The following is a 16,893-nucleotide window of genomic DNA, read 5'->3' as shown; positions in this document are numbered from 1 at the left end:
TGACTGGTGCCAGAGCATTCACCTACAATGGTGAATTCATTCCGGCGCCAGATCGGTGAACTGATCGTGCTTTCTGTCCTGTGGGCCACCGCGTACCGCCACCTCTTCACCGCCCAGGTCGTGGCGCTTCTGGGAACCGGACTGCTCACTGTCGCCCTGGGCCTGTTGGCTTTCGATCTTGCCGCAGGGCGGGCCGGCGCGGTCCTGGGCACCGCTTTGCTGATCAAGATGATCGCCTATGTGTTCGTCGCTCCGGTGATGGCCGCCCTTGTCGAACGCCTGCCGCGCAAGGCAGTACTGGTCGGCGCCGATCTCGTGCGCGCGGCCATCGCCGTGGGCCTGCCGTTCATTGATCAGGTATGGCAGATCTACCTGCTGGTGTTCATCCTGCAGTCCGCTTCAGCGACGTTCACGCCCGCGTTCCAGGCACTCATCCCGGTTGTCCTGCCCAACGAGAAGGACTACACGCGTGCCCTGTCCCTGTCACGGCTTGCCTACGACCTTGAATCGCTTCTCAGCCCGCTGTTGGCAGCAGCGCTGCTGGCGGTGACGTCCTACTCGAATTTGTTCATAGGCACTACGGCCGGCTTCCTGGTCTCGGCAGGCATGGTGGCCTCGACCCGGCTTCCCCACGTTCCCGCGGCCGCGGACCAGGGCTCGCTGCTTCACCGCACCACGCTCGGGGCGAGGCTCTTCCTGGGGGATCCGACCCTGCGCGGATTGATGGCCCTCAACCTGGTCGTAGCGTCGGCCACGGCGCTGGTGCTGGTGAACACCGTTGTGTATGCCCGCGACCTGTTTGGGGGTACAAACACCGATGTAGCGCTCGCACTGGCGTGTTACGGTGCCGGCTCAATGCTTGTCGCGTTCCTTGCGCCGAGGGTCTTGGAACGCATGCCCGACCGCACCTTTATGCTCATCGGCGGCGCCATCCTGCCTGTGGGGCTTTTCAGCGCGGCGCTCATCGCCTCGGCCGAGCGGACCTCCGGCCCGCTCGAGGGCCGGTTCTGGATCATCCTGCTGGGCTTGTGGGTGATGCTTGGTATTGGGACTTCGATGATCAGCACGCCGTCATCCCGGTTGCTGCGCAGGACCGCCACCGACAGCACCCGCTCCTATCTGTTCACCGCGCAGTTCTCCCTCTCCCACGCCTGCTTTATGCTCACCTACCCGATTGCGGGATGGATCGGAGCGTCAGCCGGACAACCAGCGGCTGCATTCGTCCTCTGCGGCATTGCCCTGGCGGGCGCCCTCAGCGCCGTGCGGCTCTGGCCGAACGAAGGCTCGGGCAGGAATCTTTTTGAGCGCGAGACCTCGGGAAGCAGGGAGCGCCGCGGGCAGCCGTAAAGCTCGACCGGAACTATCAACTGTTCGGCGGCGGACCTGCATTCGTCAAGGTCAAGCAGGAGGGGAGGCGTCCGGCACATATGTTCCAGGGCTGGTGTGTCCCCAGCAAAAAGGAAGCGGCTCCCACCTGGCGCAATGCCTGGTGGAAGCCGCTTCCCGTGGGTGCACCCCCCGGGACTTGAACCCGGAACCCATTGATTAAGAGTCAATTGCTCTGCCAATTGAGCTAGAGGTGCGTAGCGTTTTCCCGGCCGATTTCCCTTGGCCGCGTCATCCGCAACAGCATGAAACTCTACCAGCATTTCCGCGCAAACCGGAAATCGGCGGGCCGGCCCTCACCGGCCGCCGTCGGACGGCTGCGCCAGAGGGAGTGAGAAGGTGAAAGTTGTTCCCTCGCCGAGGACGCTCCGGCACTCGATGCGGCCCGAGTGCTGCTCGATGATCTCCTGGACAATAGCGAGCCCGAGTCCGACGCCCGGAATGGCAGCCCTGACCGCGGCTGAGCTGCGGAAGAACCGGCTGAAGACGTTCGAGGAGTCCTCGCTGTTCATGCCCATCCCGGTGTCGCTGACGCTGCAGTGGACGTTCTCGCCGTCCTTCCAAGCCCGAACGGTGATGTTTCCGCCGCCGGGGGAGTACTTGATGGCGTTCGAGATGAGGTTGTCCAGAACCTGGCCGATCTTCCCCGGGTCGCAGACCACCTTGAGGTCTTCCTCGACGTCGCTGTCGAGGACGATGCCGGCCTCGATTGCCCGGGGCACGGCGGACGCCATGCTCTGGAGCACGATCTGGATGAACTCGGTGGGAGCGGGCGCGAGTTCGGTTGGGCCGCTGGCCGTGCCGAGCAGATCCTCAACCAGTCCGAGCAGGCGGTGCGCGTTGCGGGAAACCACGTTGAGCCCGGAGGTGACTTGGGGGCTCGCCCCGCTCGTGCCGGCGAGCATCTCGACATAGCCAACAATCGAGGTCAGCGGTGTCCTCAGCTCGTGGGTGATGTTGGCGATGAATGCCTGTTTGGCATTGAGTGCGGCCATCAGTTCGGTTACGTCGCTGAAGGTGACAACGGCGCCGTCGTCCCGCCCGTCGTCGGACGTCATGCGCGACGCCGAAACGGAAAGGGTCTTCTGCGACGCTGCGCTTCCAACCCGGATGATTTCGTCGGTGAAGGTCTCGCCGGCCACGGCGCGGTGGACCGGCCCCTGGGACGGTTCAAGGGCGGTGACGCCGTCCTTGTGGAACATCGAAAGACCCGATTCGGCCGTTATTGCGCATCCTGTCGGTGCGTTGCTTCGGTGCTTGTTGTTGGCCAGGATCTCATTTCCGGACGGGTCGAGTGCCAGCACCCCGACGTCGACGGCGTTGACCACCGTGTGAAGCAGGCGCTCGCGCAGTGCGCTTGCCTCAAGCAGTGCCCGTAGTTCGGCGTCCTTGCTCTTGAGGGTCACCTGCTGGCTGAAGAGGACCGAAGTGATGGCGCTGACCGTGATTCCGATGGCAACGATCATGATGGGCAGCAGCATGGGCCGGGTGAGCTCCTCGGCGGTGACCGGCCTGCCGGAGACGAAGAGCGGAACCCACACGACGGCCAGTGAGGCAAGAGCTCCGATGAGGATGACGGTGACCTGCCGGAGTCTCGAGGAGGCAAGCCAGATGATCGGGAAGACGGCAAGGAACCCGAGTGCGGTGAATTCGCTGCCGGCTCCCTCGCGCATCAGCGCGATCGGAACGAATTCCAGCACCGGGATCGCAAGCGGCGCAGCTTCGGGAAGCCGCTTCCACGGCAGCACCGCGCAGAGGACCAGGAGCACCGCATGCATCAGCATGCTGAGCTGGAGCAGCGGTTCCTGAACCAGTTCCGGGCGCAGGAGTCCGCCGGCGATGAGCAGGACCACCGCCGTCATGGTCAACGGAAGCTGACTGAGTAGCACCCGCCGGCGGCGCGAGAGCCTCTGGAACTGCTCAGGATTGAACGTCAGGTACGAGATGGCGCGGTCCACGCTTCGGCTCCCCAAATCAATGAACGGTGGTGGGCGCCGGCGAGGTGCGGCAGCTTCCCTCTGTATGATCACACACCCAAACTTGCGGGCCCGGCAGGCGCGTCGCCCTCCGGGCCTCGTGATCCACGCGCCAACCGGCAGTAGGCTGACCAAATGAACGAGACCCGCACCGCATCGGACACCACGATCAGGACGGTGACAGTGCCGTCCCAGGAGCTGCTCGACGCACTGAGTCCCGCACCCGTCCAGCTCCGGCTCAGGGTGTGGGACCTCGAGCACCACCCTGACGACCTCACGGATGTCGACGCCGTCGTGCTTCCGTATACCGGGAACGCGGATCTCCGGGCGGCTCTGCCGCTGGTGCCCTCGGTGCGCCTGGTGCAGACCCAGACCACCGGCTTCGACGGGGTCGCAGGGCTCGTCGGGCCCGACGTCGCCATCGCCACCGCCGCCGGCGTTCATGCCGCGGCGACCGCCGAACTCGCCGTGGGCCTGGCCCTCGCCTCGCTGCGCGGGATCGACGAGGCGGTGCGCAACCAGCAGAAGGGGTTGTGGGAGTCGCGGCGCTACCCCGGGCTCGCCGACCGCCGGGTGCTGCTCGTCGGCGTCGGCGGAATCGGGCAGGAGATCGAAAGGCGCCTTGAACCGTTTGAGCTTTCCCTGACGAGGGTCGGTTCGTCCGCGCGCGACGACGAGCGGGGCCATGTCCACGCGGCCTCCGAGCTCGTCCGCCTCGCACCCCACCATGACGTGGTCATCGTCATCACGCCGCTCACTGAGGAAACCCGCGGGCTCATCAGCACGGAGGTCCTTGCCGCCCTTCCCGATGGCGCCCTCGTGGTGAACGTCGCCCGTGGCGCGGTTGTTGACACCGCGGCACTCACGCGGGAAGTGGAAGCCGGGAGGCTTCGGGCAGCGCTCGACGTCGTCGACCCGGAACCTCTTCCACCCGGGCATCCGCTGTGGTCACACCCGGGCGCCATCATCACGCCCCACGTCGGAGGCAATTCGGGTGCGTTCTGGCCTCGGATCGTCCGGCTCCTGGACCGCCAGCTGCGGCTGCTTGCGGACGGTACGCCGCCCGCCAACCTCGTCCAGGCCGGGCCATGGGCCGGGAGGGTCGGCCAGTAACGCGGTGCGCCTCAGCGGAGGCCTCAGGCCATGCGGATGAATGCCTTCATGAAAGCGTCGAAGTCCACCCGGTCCTCGTCCTGCTCAAGGACAATGGCGTTTCCTGGCCCCACGTCAAGCACTGGACGGTCTGTGACGCCGAAGCGGAACACCCTGCCCGTGCTCGTTCCCACCTCATAGCTCGAATCGGCGCGGCGTCGGGCATGCGAGAGGTTGGTCATGTTGATCTCGACGGGAACACCTGCGGCGCTGATGCTCGAGACAAGGACCGGCGCCACCATGAGCTCCGCGGGCTTCCAGCGGTACCCCACCACGTAGGATCCGGCGGCGGCAAGGCCACCCGCCGATCCTGTTGACCGCGGCTCGTACGCGGCGAACACGAGGTTGTAGTCCCCATAGTTGGGGATCTGCGAGTCGAAGATCCGGCGCAGGGCATTTTTCAACCCCTGACCGCCCTGGAGGTACTCGGAGGAGTTCGTGGGCTCGAAAGTCATATCACGCCAAAAATAGGGAAGTCAGCAGAAAGGCGGTCCCCAACGCTGGTCTACGGCTTGGCGGGCAGTAGCAGCCACACCGTTTTCCACTGTACCGGAGGGGGTGCGGGGCAGTGCGAGCCGGTGGCACCCCTGGGTAACAGGTGGGTCATATAAGTCTTCGCGGCAAGAGAAAAACCCATAGACTTTCAGGCATGAGCGTGTCGACCCCTGATATCAAGCCAAGAAGCCGTGCAGTTACCGATGGAATCGAGCGGGCCCCCGCGCGGGGGATGCTCCGGGCCGTGGGCATGGGCGATGACGATTTCGTCAAGCCGCAGATCGGCGTTGCAAGTTCGTGGAACGAAATTACCCCCTGCAACCTGTCCCTCAACCGCCTCGCCCAGGGGGCCAAGGAGGGCGTGCATGCAGGCGGCGGGTTCCCCATGCAGTTCGGCACCATCTCCGTCTCCGACGGCATCTCGATGGGCCACGAAGGAATGCACTTTTCCCTTGTCTCCCGTGAAGTGATTGCCGACTCGGTTGAGACGGTCATGGAGGCCGAGCGGATCGACGGCTCGGTCCTCCTGGCCGGCTGCGACAAGTCCCTGCCCGGGATGCTTATGGCAGCAGCCCGGCTCGACCTCGCCAGCGTCTTCCTTTACGCCGGAACGATCATGCCCGGCTGGGTCAAGCTCGAGGACGGCACCGAGAAGGAAGTCACCCTCATCGACGCCTTCGAGGCCGTCGGAGCCTGCGCCGCCGGAAAGATGTCGGTCGGCGACCTTACGCGCATCGAAAAGGCAATCTGCCCCGGAGAGGGCGCCTGCGGAGGCATGTACACGGCGAACACCATGGCCTGCATCGGCGAGGCCCTCGGCATGTCCCTTCCCGGATCGGCCGCACCGCCCTCCGCGGACCGCCGCCGCGACCACTTCGCCCGCCAGTCCGGCGAGGCCGTGGTGAACCTGCTGCGCCTTGGCATCACCGCCCGCGACATCATGACCCGCAAGGCGTTCGAGAACGCCATTGCCGTCACAATGGCCTTCGGTGGCTCAACCAACGCCGTCCTGCACCTTCTCGCCATCGCGCGCGAAGCGGAGGTCGACCTCACCCTTGACGACTTCAACCGCATCGGCGACCGCATTCCCCACCTGGGCGACCTCAAGCCCTTCGGACGTTACGTGATGACCGACGTCGACAAGGTCGGCGGCGTCCCCGTCATCATGCGCGCACTGCTCGACGCCGGCCTCATCCACGGCGACGCCCTCACGGTGACCGGCAAGACGGTCGCTGAGAACCTCGCGGAGATCAACCCGCCGGACCTCGACGGCAAGATCCTGCGCGCCATGGACAATCCCGTCCACAAGACCGGTGGCATCAGCATCCTCAAGGGGACAATGGCGCCCGAAGGCGCGGTCGTGAAGACCGCAGGGTTCGACGCCTCAATCTTCGAGGGGACCGCCCGCGTGTTCGAGCGGGAACAGGGAGCCCTCGCGGCGCTCGCCGAAGGCGCCATCAAGGCCGGCGACGTCGTCGTCATCCGCTATGAAGGCCCCAAGGGCGGCCCGGGAATGCGCGAGATGCTCGCCATCACCGGCGCCATCAAGGGCGCAGGGCTCGGCAAGGACGTGCTCCTGGTGACCGACGGCCGCTTCTCCGGCGGAACCACCGGCCTGTGCATCGGGCACGTGGCCCCCGAAGCGGTCGACGGCGGACCGATTGCCTTCATCCGCGACGGCGACCACATCCGTGTGGATATTCCAAACAAGAGCTTCGACCTGCTTGTCGACGAGGCCGAGCTCGAGGCGCGCAAGGTCGGCTGGGAGCCGCTGCCGGCCCGCTACACCAAGGGCGTCCTGGCGAAGTACGCCAAGCTCGTCCACTCGGCCTCCGAAGGTGCTTACTGCGGCTAGAACCTCCCAAGGGTGCCACGCGCTATAGCGCATGGCACCCTTGGGCCTGCCCGGCCGTGCGGAATGCTGCTGCTTTGAGGGCCGGTTTCGGCGTGTCGGCCGCAACGCGCGGCGCCTTGACGCGCCGCCGGACCAAAGACGCAGGATTCGGCGCACCGACCGCCGGAGCCGTTCGAAGCACGTCAGTTAATGTCCACTAACTGGACTTCCGTGTCCAGCATGTGAGACAGGAAGAGGCGTTGTTGACACTGCATCACCTCTAAAGGGAGACTTCAAGCATGCAGCCAGTGAACGTCGGAGTCGTCCTTATCAAGCGCGTGGCCTAAAGCCCGTCTGGTAATTCCAACGTCACGCGCAACCCCTCACGGAGCCAACCAGGCTGAGGGGTTTTTTTGTTTCCACAAGACAAAGCGCGCAACTGTTCGAGCAAGTCAGTGCACTACCGTTCCAAAGGAAGTTTGCAGATGTCCAAGGGATCGCCAATCAGCCCGGCGCTGATGGCAGCAAGACCAGCCGCGCCCGCTGCCCCAAGCCCGAGCCGGGACCTGGGCCAGCCAGCACCTCAGCCGAGTCCCGTCCGGGGACCGAACCACGTCGTGCCGCCCACTGAGATGCTTGGATCAGCGGCAATCGTGCGGGCACTTGAAGAGCTTGGCGTCGAGGACATTTTCGGACTGCCCGGCGGGGCGATCCTGCCGACGTACGATCCGCTGATGGCGTCCTCGAAGCTGCGCCACATCCTGGTCCGTCACGAACAGGGTGCGGGCCACGCCGCCCAGGGCTATGCGATGGTCACGGGGCGCCCCGGCGTCTGCATCGCGACCTCCGGCCCCGGTGCGACGAACCTCGTTACGGCAATCGCCGACGCCCACATGGACTCGGTTCCCCTCGTTGCGATCACCGGGCAGGTCGCGAGCGCGGTCATCGGCTCCGATGCCTTCCAGGAAGCGGACATCGTGGGCATCACGATGCCGATCACCAAGCACTCCTACCTGGTCACCAACGCGAACGACATCCCCCGCGTCCTCGCCGAGGCGTTCCACATCGCCTCGACCGGCCGGCCCGGTCCGGTGCTTGTCGATATCGCCAAGGACGCCCAGCAGGGCAAGATGACTTTCTCCTGGCCCCCGAAGATCGACATCCCCGGCTACCGCACCGTCGTCCGCGGGCATGCCAAGCAGGTCCGCGAGGCCGCGCGCCTGATCTCCGAATCACGGCGCCCGGTCTTCTATGTCGGCGGCGGAGTGGTCAAGGCCCACGCCTCGGCCGAGTTGAAGGAACTAGCCGAACTCGTCGGCGCGCCGGTGGTGACCACGCTGATGGCCCGCGGAGTGTTCCCCGACTCCCACCCCCAGCACGTCGGAATGCCCGGCATGCACGGCTCCGTATCTGCCGTGACGGCCCTGCAGCAGTCGGACCTGCTGATCACGCTCGGCGCCCGCTTCGACGACCGCGTCACCGGCGTCCTCTCGAGCTTCGCTCCCGGCGCCAAGGTCATCCACGCCGACATTGACCCGGCCGAAATCTCCAAGAACCGCACGGCCGACGTGCCGATCGTCGGTTCCGTCAAGGAGATCATCCCCGAACTCATCCAAGCGGTCCGGGAGCACCACGCCAGCGCCGGTGCGCCGGACATCTCAACCTGGTGGAACACCATTAACCGGCTCCGGGAAACCTACCCGATCGGCTTCACCCAGCCGGACGACGGCCACTCCGCGCCGCAGCAGGTCATCAAGCGCATCGGTGAACTCACCGGACCCGAGGGCGTCTTCGTGGCCGGCGTCGGCCAGCACCAGATGTGGGCGGCGCAGTTCATCAAGTACGAACGGCCCCACGCCTGGCTGAACTCCGGCGGCCTGGGCACCATGGGCTACTCGGTGCCCGCAGCCATGGGCGCGAAGGTCGGCAACCCCGACCGCGTTGTCTGGGCGATCGACGGTGACGGCTGTTTCCAGATGACCAACCAGGAACTGGCCACCTGCGTCATCAACAACATCCCGATCAAGGTCGCGGTCATCAACAACTCCTCCCTGGGCATGGTCCGCCAGTGGCAGACGCTGTTCTACGAGGGCCGTTACTCCAACACCGACCTGAACACCGGACACAACACCGTCCGCGTGCCCGACTTCGTGAAGCTCGCCGACGCCTACGGGTGTGCGGGGCTGCGCTGTGAACGCGACGAGGATATCGACGCCACCATCCAGCAGGCCCTTGCGATCAACGACCGGCCCGTGGTTGTTGACTTCGTCGTCAGCCGCGATTCGATGGTCTGGCCGATGGTCCCCTCCGGCGTCAGCAACGACCTCATCCAGATCGCCCGCAATCTGACCCCCGAGTGGGAGCAGGAGGACTAACCATGGCGCGTCATACACTTTCCGTCCTCGTCGAAGACGTTCCGGGTGTCCTCACCCGGGTTGCGAGCCTTTTCGCCCGCCGCGCCTTCAACATCAATTCTCTTGCCGTCGGCCCCACCGAGATTCCGGGCATGTCCCGGATGACGGTCGTGGTCGAGGCCGAGGGTGACCTGCTGGAGCAGGTCACCAAACAGCTCAACAAGCTCATCAACGTCATCAAGATTGTTGAGCTTGTTCCTGAATCCTCAGTGCAGCGTGACCACATCCTGGTCAAGGTGCGCGCTGATGCCTCAACGAGGCTGCAGGTAACCCAGGCAGCCGACCTTTTTCGGGCCTCCGTGGTGGACGTTTCAACCGATTCGTTGATCATTGAGGCGACGGGCACCCAGGAGAAGCTTTCGGCGCTGTTGTCGGTGCTGGAGCCGTTCGGTGTCCGGGAGATCGTCCAATCCGGAACCCTTGCCGTCAGCCGCGGTGCGAAATCAATGAGCGATCGAGCCCTTCGCAGCGCCTGACCGGCCAGTCTTTCCCAATAAGCGTTTTCGATTATCACCACTAGAGGAGACATCCACGTGACCGAGTTGTTCTACGACGACGATGCAGACCTTTCAATCATCCAGGGCCGCACCGTTGCCGTCATCGGCTATGGCAGCCAGGGCCACGCCCACGCACTCAGCCTCCGCGACTCCGGCGTCGACGTCCGCGTCGGCCTGAAGGAAGGGTCGAAGTCACGTGCAAAAGCCGAGGCCGAGGGCCTGCGGGTGCTCTCCGTGGCCGAGGCCACGGCCGAAGCGGACCTGATCATGATCCTCACCCCGGACCAGGTCCAGCGCCACGTCTACGCCGATGACATCGCCCCCAACCTCCAGGCCGGCGACGCCCTGTTCTTCGGGCACGGCTTCAACATCCGCTACGGCTACATCAAGCCGCCGGCAGACGTCGACGTCGCCCTTGTCGCCCCTAAGGGGCCCGGCCACATCGTGCGGCGTGAATTCGAGGCCGGCCGCGGCGTGCCCGACCTGATCGCCGTCGAGCAGAACCCTTCAGGCAAGGCCCGCGAGCTTGCCCTCTCCTACGCGAAGGCCATCGGCGGAACCCGCGCCGGCGTCATCGAAACCACCTTCACCGAAGAGACCGAAACCGACCTCTTCGGTGAGCAGGCCGTTCTCTGCGGCGGTGCCTCGCAGCTGATCATGTACGGCTTCGAGACCCTCACCGAGGCCGGTTACAAGCCAGAGGTGGCCTACTTCGAGGTGCTCCACGAACTGAAGCTCATCGTCGACCTCATGGTCGAAGGCGGCATCGCAAAGCAGCGGTGGAGCGTCTCCGACACCGCCGAGTACGGCGACTACGTCTCGGGCCCGCGCGTCATCGATCCGTCGGTCAAGGAGAACATGAAGGCGGTGCTCGCCGACATCCAGAACGGCGCCTTCGCCAAGCGGTTCATCGACGACCAGGACGCCGGAGCACCGGAGTTCGCGGCGCTGCGCAAAAAGGGCGAGGACCACCCGATCGAAAAGACGGGCCGGGAACTGCGCAAGCTCTTCTCCTGGATCAAGACGAACGACGACTACACCGAAGGCTCGGTCGCGCGCTAGCGTCCACCTTCCTGAACGGCTCGGCCAAGGGAGGCCGGACTTCCACCGTGGCTGCATCAGCGATGCGGTCCTGTGGAAGCCCGGCCTTTCCTTGCGTGTCGGGCCCCCATCCGCGGAGCGTTTCCCAATGATCCGCCACCGCCGCCCAAGTACAAGCCCGCCCAGCAGTGAAGGAACCTTGTGGAAAAGCCCGTAGTTCTCCTTGCCGAGGAGCTCTCACCAGCAACAGTTGACGCCCTCGGACCGGACTTCGAGATCCGCACCACCGACGGCTCCGACCGCGCGCAGCTCCTTGCGGCGATCACCGACGTCGACGCGATCCTGGTGCGTTCCGCAACCCGGGTGGATGCCGAGGCGATAGCGGCAGCACCCAAGCTGAAGGTCATCGCCCGGGCCGGGGTGGGGCTCGACAACGTTGATATCCCCGCGGCCACGCAGGCGGGCGTCATGGTGGTGAATGCGCCGACTTCGAACATCATCTCGGCGGCCGAACTGACCGTTGGCCATATCCTCAGCCTCGCGCGCCACATCCCGCAGGCAAGCGCCGCGCTCAAGGGCGGGGAGTGGAAGCGCTCGAAGTACTCAGGGACCGAGCTGTATGAGAAGAAGATCGGGATCATCGGCCTTGGACGCATTGGCGCGCTTGTCGCCGCACGGCTTCAGGGCTTCGGCACCGAGATCCTGGCTTACGACCCGTATGTGACCTCGGCGCGCGCCGCTCAGCTCAACGTGCAGCTTGTCACCCTCGACCAGCTTCTCGAAGAGGCGGACTTCGTCACGATCCACATGCCGAAGACGCCGGAGACCGTCGGGATGCTCGGCGCGGCCGCCTTCTCGAAGATGAAGAGCTCCGCCTGCGTCGTCAATGTGGCCCGCGGCGGGCTGATCGATGAGGAAGCCCTCTTCACCGCGCTGACGGAGGGCCAGATCGCAGGAGCCGGTGTCGACGTCTTCGTCGCGGAGCCGAGCACCGACCTTCCCTTCTTCGCACTCGACAATGTCATCGTCACCCCGCACCTTGGGGCCTCAACGGTCGAGGCGCAGGAAAAGGCGGGGGTGTCGGTGGCGAAGTCGGTGCGCCTCGCGCTGGCCGGTGAGATCGTGCCCGACGCCGTCAACGTGGCCGGGGGAGTGATCGACCCGGCGGTGCGCCCCGGCATTCCCTTGATGGAGAAACTGGGGCGGATCTTCACTGCACTGACCCATGACTCGCCGACGCACATCGAGATTGAGGTGGCCGGAGAAATCGCCTCCCTTGATGTGAAGTCGCTCGAACTCGCGGCCCTCAAGGGCGTGTTCACCGACGTCGTCTCCGAGCAGGTGTCCTATGTGAACGCGCCGGTGCTCGCAGAGCAGCGCGGGATCGCCACCCGGCTGATCACCACCGGGGAATCCGAGGAGTACCGGAACGTGCTGCGGATCCGCGGTGCGCTCTCGGACGGCTCCCAGATCTCCGTTGCGGGAACACTCACCGGGCCGAAGCAGATCGAGAAACTCGTGGGCGTCAACGGCTACGACCTCGAGATTCCCATCAGCGAGCACCTCCTCGTGATCATGTATGCCGACCGCCCCGGAGTTATCGGCGCCCTCGGACGCCTGCTGGGGGAGAAGGACATCAACATCGCGGGAATGCAGGTCGCCCGCAACCAGGAGGGAGGCCAGGCGCTTTCCCTCCTGACCGTCGACAGTTCAGTGCCCCAGGCCGTGCTCGACGCCATCAAGGCCGAAATCGGTGCGACAGTGGCCCGGGAGGTCGACCTGCAGCCCTGATGCCGGTCCCCGGGGTCGTGCTTCCCCGCCGTCCACCGACGGCGGGGAGGCGTCCATCTCCCCGGAATGCCCTGCGGCCGGGCCGGCCGGGTGCGGTGCGCGGGACTGCCTGCCCGGCGGACGAAATCGGCAAACCACTCCAGACAGGGTAATTTCATACAGTGACCTCCTCGCAGCTGCCCTTCTACCTCACGACCGCGATTTCCTACCCGAACGGCGTCCCGCACATCGGCCACGCCTACGAGGCGATTGCAGCCGACGCCCTCGCCCGCTTCAAGCGGCTCGACGGATACGACGTTCGGTTCCTCACGGGAACCGACGAACACGGGCTGAAGATGCAGCAGACCGCCGACAAGGAGGGCATCCCCGTACGGGAGCTTGCCACCCGCAACGCTCAGGCGTTCAAGGACATGAACGACGCCGTCGGGTCCTCCTACAGCCGCTTCATCCGCACCACGGACGCCGACCATTACGCTGCCGCTTCCGAGATCTGGCGCCGGATGGAAGCCAACGGCGACATCTACCTCGACAAGTACGCCGGATGGTACTCCGTCCGCGATGAAGCCTTCTGGGGCGAGGACGAGACCGAACTGCGCGACGACGGGATCCGGTACGCCAAGGAGACCGACACCGAAGTGACGTGGACGGAAGAGGAGAGCTACTTCTTCCGGCTCTCCTCCTACCAGGACCGCCTGCTTGACCACTACGCCCGGAACCCCGAATTCGGAGCGCCGCAGCCGAGGTTCAACGAGGTGATCAGTTTCGTTAAGCGCGGCCTCGAAGACCTGTCGATCAGCCGCACCACCTTCGACTGGGGTGTCCCGGTCCCAGGCGACCCGAAGCACGTCATGTACGTGTGGGTCGATGCGCTGACCAACTACCTCACCGGCGCCGGATTCCCCGACTCCGACTCCGAGTCCTTCCGCAAGTACTGGCCGGCCGACGTCCACATCATCGGCAAGGACATTTCGAGGTTCCACGCCGTGTACTGGCCGGCCTTCCTCATGTCGGCCGGGCTCGAGCTGCCCGCGCGCATCATGATCCACGGGCATCTGCACAACAAGGGCATCAAGATGTCTAAGTCCCTCGGCAACGTTGTTGCTCCGCAGGACTGGGTCGACCAGTACGGCCTGGATGCCGTTCGCTTCTTCCTGCTGCGGGAGGTGCCTTTCGGCGCTGACGGCTCCTACAGCCACGAAGCTGTCGTGGGCCGGAAGAACTCCGACCTCGCGAACAACTTCGGCAACCTCGCCCAGCGTTCACTGTCAATGGTGGCAAAGAACTGCGCGGGGCGGGTTCCCCAGCCTGCCGAATTCAGCGCCGCAGATACGGGAATGCTTGAAAGTGCGGAGTCCCTCCTCGAGACCTGCCGCGCGGCCTTCGACCGGCAGGAGTTCTCCCGCGCCCTCGAAGCTGTGTGGAACGTGCTGGGCGACACCAACGCCTACTTCGCCGATCAACAGCCCTGGGTGCTGCGGAAGACCGACGTCGAGCGCATGAACACCGTGCTTTACGTAACCCTCGAAGTGCTGCGGATCGTCTCGATACTCGCGCAGCCTGTGATGCCCGGCAGCTCGGCGCGCATGCTCACCTCCCTCGGCCAGGGAACGCAGGACGGCGACGAGTGGCGGACCTTCGCCGCGATCGGACGCCGCATCGACGCCGGCACCGAGCTTCCCGCGCCGGTTCCGGTGTTCCCCAAGTACGAGGAACCCGCGGAGGACTGACCGCGGGCGCCGGGCGCAGCAGCGGCCGGCCAGCGGCGGTGCCAGCCGCAGTTCCGGGGTTGGTTCATACCGTGAGGAACGCGTTCAGTGAAGCAGGAAACGCTTCCCTGCGGTCTGCCGCATGATCGCGGCCACCACCTTCTGCTGGTCCCGGGCCTTCTCGAGCAGGTGTTTCAGTTCCGCTGGATTGAGTGCCGGTTCCCTGCGGCCGGCGGGAGTTTCCGCGAGGACAAGGAGGGTGTCCCACAGTGCTTCCTTGCCGCGGAGCAGGGACTGCAGGGCCTCTAGCTCAAGCTGGGCGCCTTCCCCGGACGGGCTGCGCAAGACGTTGAGCGGATTGACGGCCGCCACCCGCGCACCTGCGTGGGCGAGGATCATCTTGATCTTCCCCGGCCGGTGGCCGAGCCGCTTGATGAGTTTCTTCAAGCCCGCGCGTTCCTTCGCGACGTCCCGCCCCAGCGCGGTGAGCACCTTCCCATGCTCCGTCCCGGCCCAGGACTGCCCGACGGACTTGAAGAGCCGCACACCGTTCGTCGCACCGAGCAGGTGGGTATCGAGATAACCGGTGAGGGTCTCCAGATCGAGGCCACCGCCTGTCGTCGTGGTTGTTTCCAATGCCTGCGCGTTCACGTCCATTTGTCGATCCTTCCCAGTGCTCGGTGTGATGTAAAGCCTGCCCTGAATGCGCAGTGGTCAATAACCGGCATTATCCCCGAGCGGGTTCGGGCCCTGCGCCAACCGGCAGGAGCACCGATACCTTCGTCCCTTGGCCGACGGACGACTCGATCGATATGGAACCGGAGTGCGCTTCAAGCGTGCGCTTCGCGATGGCCAGCCCAACACCGACACCAGGAATCGCTGTCTCACTCGCATTGGAGCCACGGTAGAAGCTGTCGAAAAGCCGCGGCAGGTCGTCGTCGGGAATGCCTATGCCGGTATCGCGCACTTCGACCTCCACCATGCCCCGGTCGGCGCGGCTTCCGGCATTGACCTCAACACGGCCGCCCGATGAAGTGAACTTCACGGCGTTCGAAACGATGATTCCCAGCGCCTCCTGCAGCTGGTCCCTGTTCCCGGCAACGGTGATCTTCTCCTCCGGAACCGAGAAGTAGAGTTCGAGGCCCTTTGCGGCCGCTGCGGCGCGCGAGGCTGCCACGGCGTCGGACACGGCCCCGTAGATATCGACGGGGAACTGCGCGAGGGCGTCGTCATTAGTCGGCGTTAGTGCGGTGATGTTTTCGATGAGGCTGCGGAGCCTTGTGGTGTTGCGCTCAACTGCCTCAAGCATGTTGCGGGCGGCGTCGGGCAGCTGCCCGCCCGATCCATCGAGGATCATCTCGAGGTAGCCGGCCATCGAAGCGAGGGGAGTACGCAATTCGTGGTTGACCGTGCCCACAAAGTCGCTTTTGGCCTTGTTGAGCCTGCGCAGCTTTTCGACGGCCTGCTGCTGACGGGTGATCAGTTGTCCCTGGATCAGGCCGTGGGCGAAGTTGCCGAGAACGTGCTGCGTGAGCGAGTTCTCGACCGGCGTCCACTCGAGCGGTTTCCGGTTGTTAATCAGCCACACGAGACCGAAGGGCGTTGCTCCCTCGCCGACGGCCAGGACGACGCCGGATACGATGCCGTCGCCGTCCGTGTCGGCACCAAGCTCGTCGTCGACCTCGTCAAAATCATCAGGGGCGTTGGCGGCCAGAGGCAGCCGTTCACCCGCGGAGTCCTCCCACAGCCTCACCGCAAGGGACCGCGCGCGGCCACTGCGGGCCAGTGCGGGAACCTGGAGGCGTCCGGCCGATGGGTGCGCCCAAGAGGAGCTCAGATCGGGAACGCGTTCGTCAGCGAAAATCTGGAGAACCACGAAGTCGGATCCCAACGCGAGCCCGAGCCCGCGGAGGAAGTTTTCCACCATCGCGACCGGACTGTTGGTGGCCCGGATACCTGCCGAGATTTCACGCATCTGTTCGCGCAGCAGGGAGGCTGCTTCGCGCTGCACCCGGTGATTGCGGCGACGGGCGATGGCGGAACCCGCACGTTGGACGATGTCGCGGCGGTCGAACGGACGAAAAACGAAATCGGTCACCGGTTGTTCCAGGGGGCCGGTCGGATCCGCCAGGCCGGTATCGGGGAGCAACAGGATGACGGGAAGGCCAGCAAGACGGTGATCGGACTCAACCGCTCCTGCGAGATCCCTGCCGCACTCCGGCGCAAGGGCCGCATCGAGGAAGATGACATCCGGCGTGGTTTGGCGAAGGGTGCCAAGGAGCGCCGTCGTTGATGCAACAACCACCGCCGCATAACCGGCATCGCGAAGGATCGCGCACAGCTCGTCGGTGTCGTTGCCCGGAGGCGCGGCTACGAGAGCGGTGCCTCCGAACCCGGCCCAGCTTGTGTCTTCCCTACCCACGGCGTCCCTTCCGCACTTCATACTTCCGCTCACCCTATCCGACGGGATGGGTCGTGTCAGGCCGTTCGGGCACCGTTGTCCTACTGATTGTCCGATTGGTCCACCCATCGGTGAAAGGGCAGCTCCTGATGTGGCCCGGGCATCCCGGGCGGCCGCCTACGGCGCAACGCCGCGGCGTC

Annotated in this window: 12 protein-coding genes and 1 tRNA gene; 8 read left to right on the top strand and 5 right to left on the bottom strand. The window is 65.3% G+C overall.

Annotated features, from left to right (window positions below; all coding sequences use genetic code 11):
- Positions 1 to 27: 27 nt before the first annotated feature.
- Positions 28 to 1,347 (top strand): MFS transporter, encoded by a 1,320-nt coding sequence (locus tag AC4D2R_RS06945; protein ID WP_490938765.1) that lies wholly within the window; start codon positions 28 to 30, stop codon positions 1,345 to 1,347.
- 163 nt (positions 1,348 to 1,510) lie between these two features.
- On the opposite strand, the gene AC4D2R_RS06940 is transcribed toward AC4D2R_RS06945, so the two are convergent.
- Positions 1,511 to 1,583, bottom strand: a tRNA-Lys gene (locus tag AC4D2R_RS06940).
- A 99-nt stretch (positions 1,584 to 1,682) separates the two neighbouring features.
- Positions 1,683 to 3,344 (bottom strand): sensor histidine kinase, encoded by a 1,662-nt coding sequence (locus AC4D2R_RS06935; protein ID WP_490938763.1) that lies wholly within the window; start codon positions 3,342 to 3,344, stop codon positions 1,683 to 1,685.
- Positions 3,345 to 3,497: 153 nt separating this feature from the next.
- Here AC4D2R_RS06935 and AC4D2R_RS06930 point away from each other — a divergent pair, with 153 nt between their 5' ends.
- A complete protein-coding gene (locus AC4D2R_RS06930; protein WP_490938761.1) occupies positions 3,498 to 4,475 on the top strand; it encodes a 2-hydroxyacid dehydrogenase in 978 nt (325 codons plus the stop codon).
- Positions 4,476 to 4,498: 23 nt separating this feature from the next.
- Here AC4D2R_RS06930 and AC4D2R_RS06925 read toward each other — a convergent pair whose 3' ends face one another.
- Entirely contained in the window at positions 4,499 to 4,969 is a 471-nt protein-coding gene (locus AC4D2R_RS06925; RefSeq protein WP_490938759.1) for a hypothetical protein, read from the bottom strand.
- Between the two features lie 194 nt (positions 4,970 to 5,163).
- Here AC4D2R_RS06925 and ilvD point away from each other — a divergent pair, with 194 nt between their 5' ends.
- From ilvD to metG, 6 genes are all read left to right on the top strand, one after another.
- Positions 5,164 to 6,864, top strand: coding sequence for a dihydroxy-acid dehydratase (ilvD, locus tag AC4D2R_RS06920; protein ID WP_490899914.1), 1,701 nt, complete (start codon positions 5,164 to 5,166; stop codon positions 6,862 to 6,864).
- A 464-nt stretch (positions 6,865 to 7,328) separates the two neighbouring features.
- Positions 7,329 to 9,218, top strand: coding sequence for an acetolactate synthase large subunit (locus AC4D2R_RS06915; RefSeq protein ID WP_490938757.1), 1,890 nt, complete (start codon positions 7,329 to 7,331; stop codon positions 9,216 to 9,218).
- Positions 9,219 to 9,220: 2 nt separating this feature from the next.
- Positions 9,221 to 9,733, top strand: coding sequence for an acetolactate synthase small subunit (gene ilvN, locus AC4D2R_RS06910; RefSeq protein ID WP_490899916.1), 513 nt, complete (start codon positions 9,221 to 9,223; stop codon positions 9,731 to 9,733).
- A 57-nt stretch (positions 9,734 to 9,790) separates the two neighbouring features.
- Positions 9,791 to 10,816 (top strand): ketol-acid reductoisomerase, encoded by a 1,026-nt coding sequence (ilvC, locus tag AC4D2R_RS06905; protein ID WP_490899917.1) that lies wholly within the window; start codon positions 9,791 to 9,793, stop codon positions 10,814 to 10,816.
- A 180-nt stretch (positions 10,817 to 10,996) separates the two neighbouring features.
- Positions 10,997 to 12,586, top strand: a complete 1,590-nt coding sequence (gene serA, locus AC4D2R_RS06900) for a phosphoglycerate dehydrogenase (RefSeq protein ID WP_490938755.1) — start codon at positions 10,997 to 10,999, stop codon at positions 12,584 to 12,586.
- Positions 12,587 to 12,747: 161 nt separating this feature from the next.
- Complete coding sequence (gene metG, locus AC4D2R_RS06895; protein WP_490938753.1) at positions 12,748 to 14,313, top strand: methionine--tRNA ligase; 1,566 nt, start codon at positions 12,748 to 12,750, stop codon at positions 14,311 to 14,313.
- Between the two features lie 84 nt (positions 14,314 to 14,397).
- Here metG and AC4D2R_RS06890 read toward each other — a convergent pair whose 3' ends face one another.
- Both AC4D2R_RS06890 and AC4D2R_RS06885 read right to left on the bottom strand, forming a co-directional pair.
- Positions 14,398 to 14,949 carry a hypothetical protein gene (locus tag AC4D2R_RS06890; protein ID WP_490938751.1) on the bottom strand — a complete coding sequence of 184 codons (552 nt, stop codon included), beginning with the start codon at positions 14,947 to 14,949 and terminating at the stop codon, positions 14,398 to 14,400.
- A gap of 70 nt (positions 14,950 to 15,019) precedes the next feature.
- Positions 15,020 to 16,714 carry an ATP-binding response regulator gene (locus tag AC4D2R_RS06885; protein ID WP_490938749.1) on the bottom strand — a complete coding sequence of 565 codons (1,695 nt, stop codon included), beginning with the start codon at positions 16,712 to 16,714 and terminating at the stop codon, positions 15,020 to 15,022.
- Positions 16,715 to 16,893 lie beyond the last annotated feature (179 nt).

Source organism: Arthrobacter sp. TJ-217 (genome assembly GCF_058269255.1).
The sequence above is the reverse complement of the archived record's forward strand: the minus strand, read 5'-3'. Positions and strand labels throughout refer to the sequence as shown.

Excerpts from the sequence above, each read along its gene's own strand:
- AC4D2R_RS06945 (WP_490938765.1), top strand. The coding sequence starts at position 28 with ATGGTGAATTCATTCCGGCGCCAGATCGGTGAACTGATCGTGCTTTCT.
- AC4D2R_RS06930 (WP_490938761.1), top strand. The coding sequence starts at position 3,498 with ATGAACGAGACCCGCACCGCATCGGACACCACGATCAGGACGGTGACA.
- AC4D2R_RS06925 (WP_490938759.1), bottom strand. The coding sequence starts at position 4,969 with ATGACTTTCGAGCCCACGAACTCCTCCGAGTACCTCCAGGGCGGTCAG.
- ilvD (WP_490899914.1), top strand. The coding sequence starts at position 5,164 with ATGAGCGTGTCGACCCCTGATATCAAGCCAAGAAGCCGTGCAGTTACC.
- AC4D2R_RS06915 (WP_490938757.1), top strand. The coding sequence starts at position 7,329 with ATGTCCAAGGGATCGCCAATCAGCCCGGCGCTGATGGCAGCAAGACCA.
- ilvN (WP_490899916.1), top strand. The coding sequence starts at position 9,221 with ATGGCGCGTCATACACTTTCCGTCCTCGTCGAAGACGTTCCGGGTGTC.
- AC4D2R_RS06890 (WP_490938751.1), bottom strand. The coding sequence starts at position 14,949 with ATGGACGTGAACGCGCAGGCATTGGAAACAACCACGACGACAGGCGGT.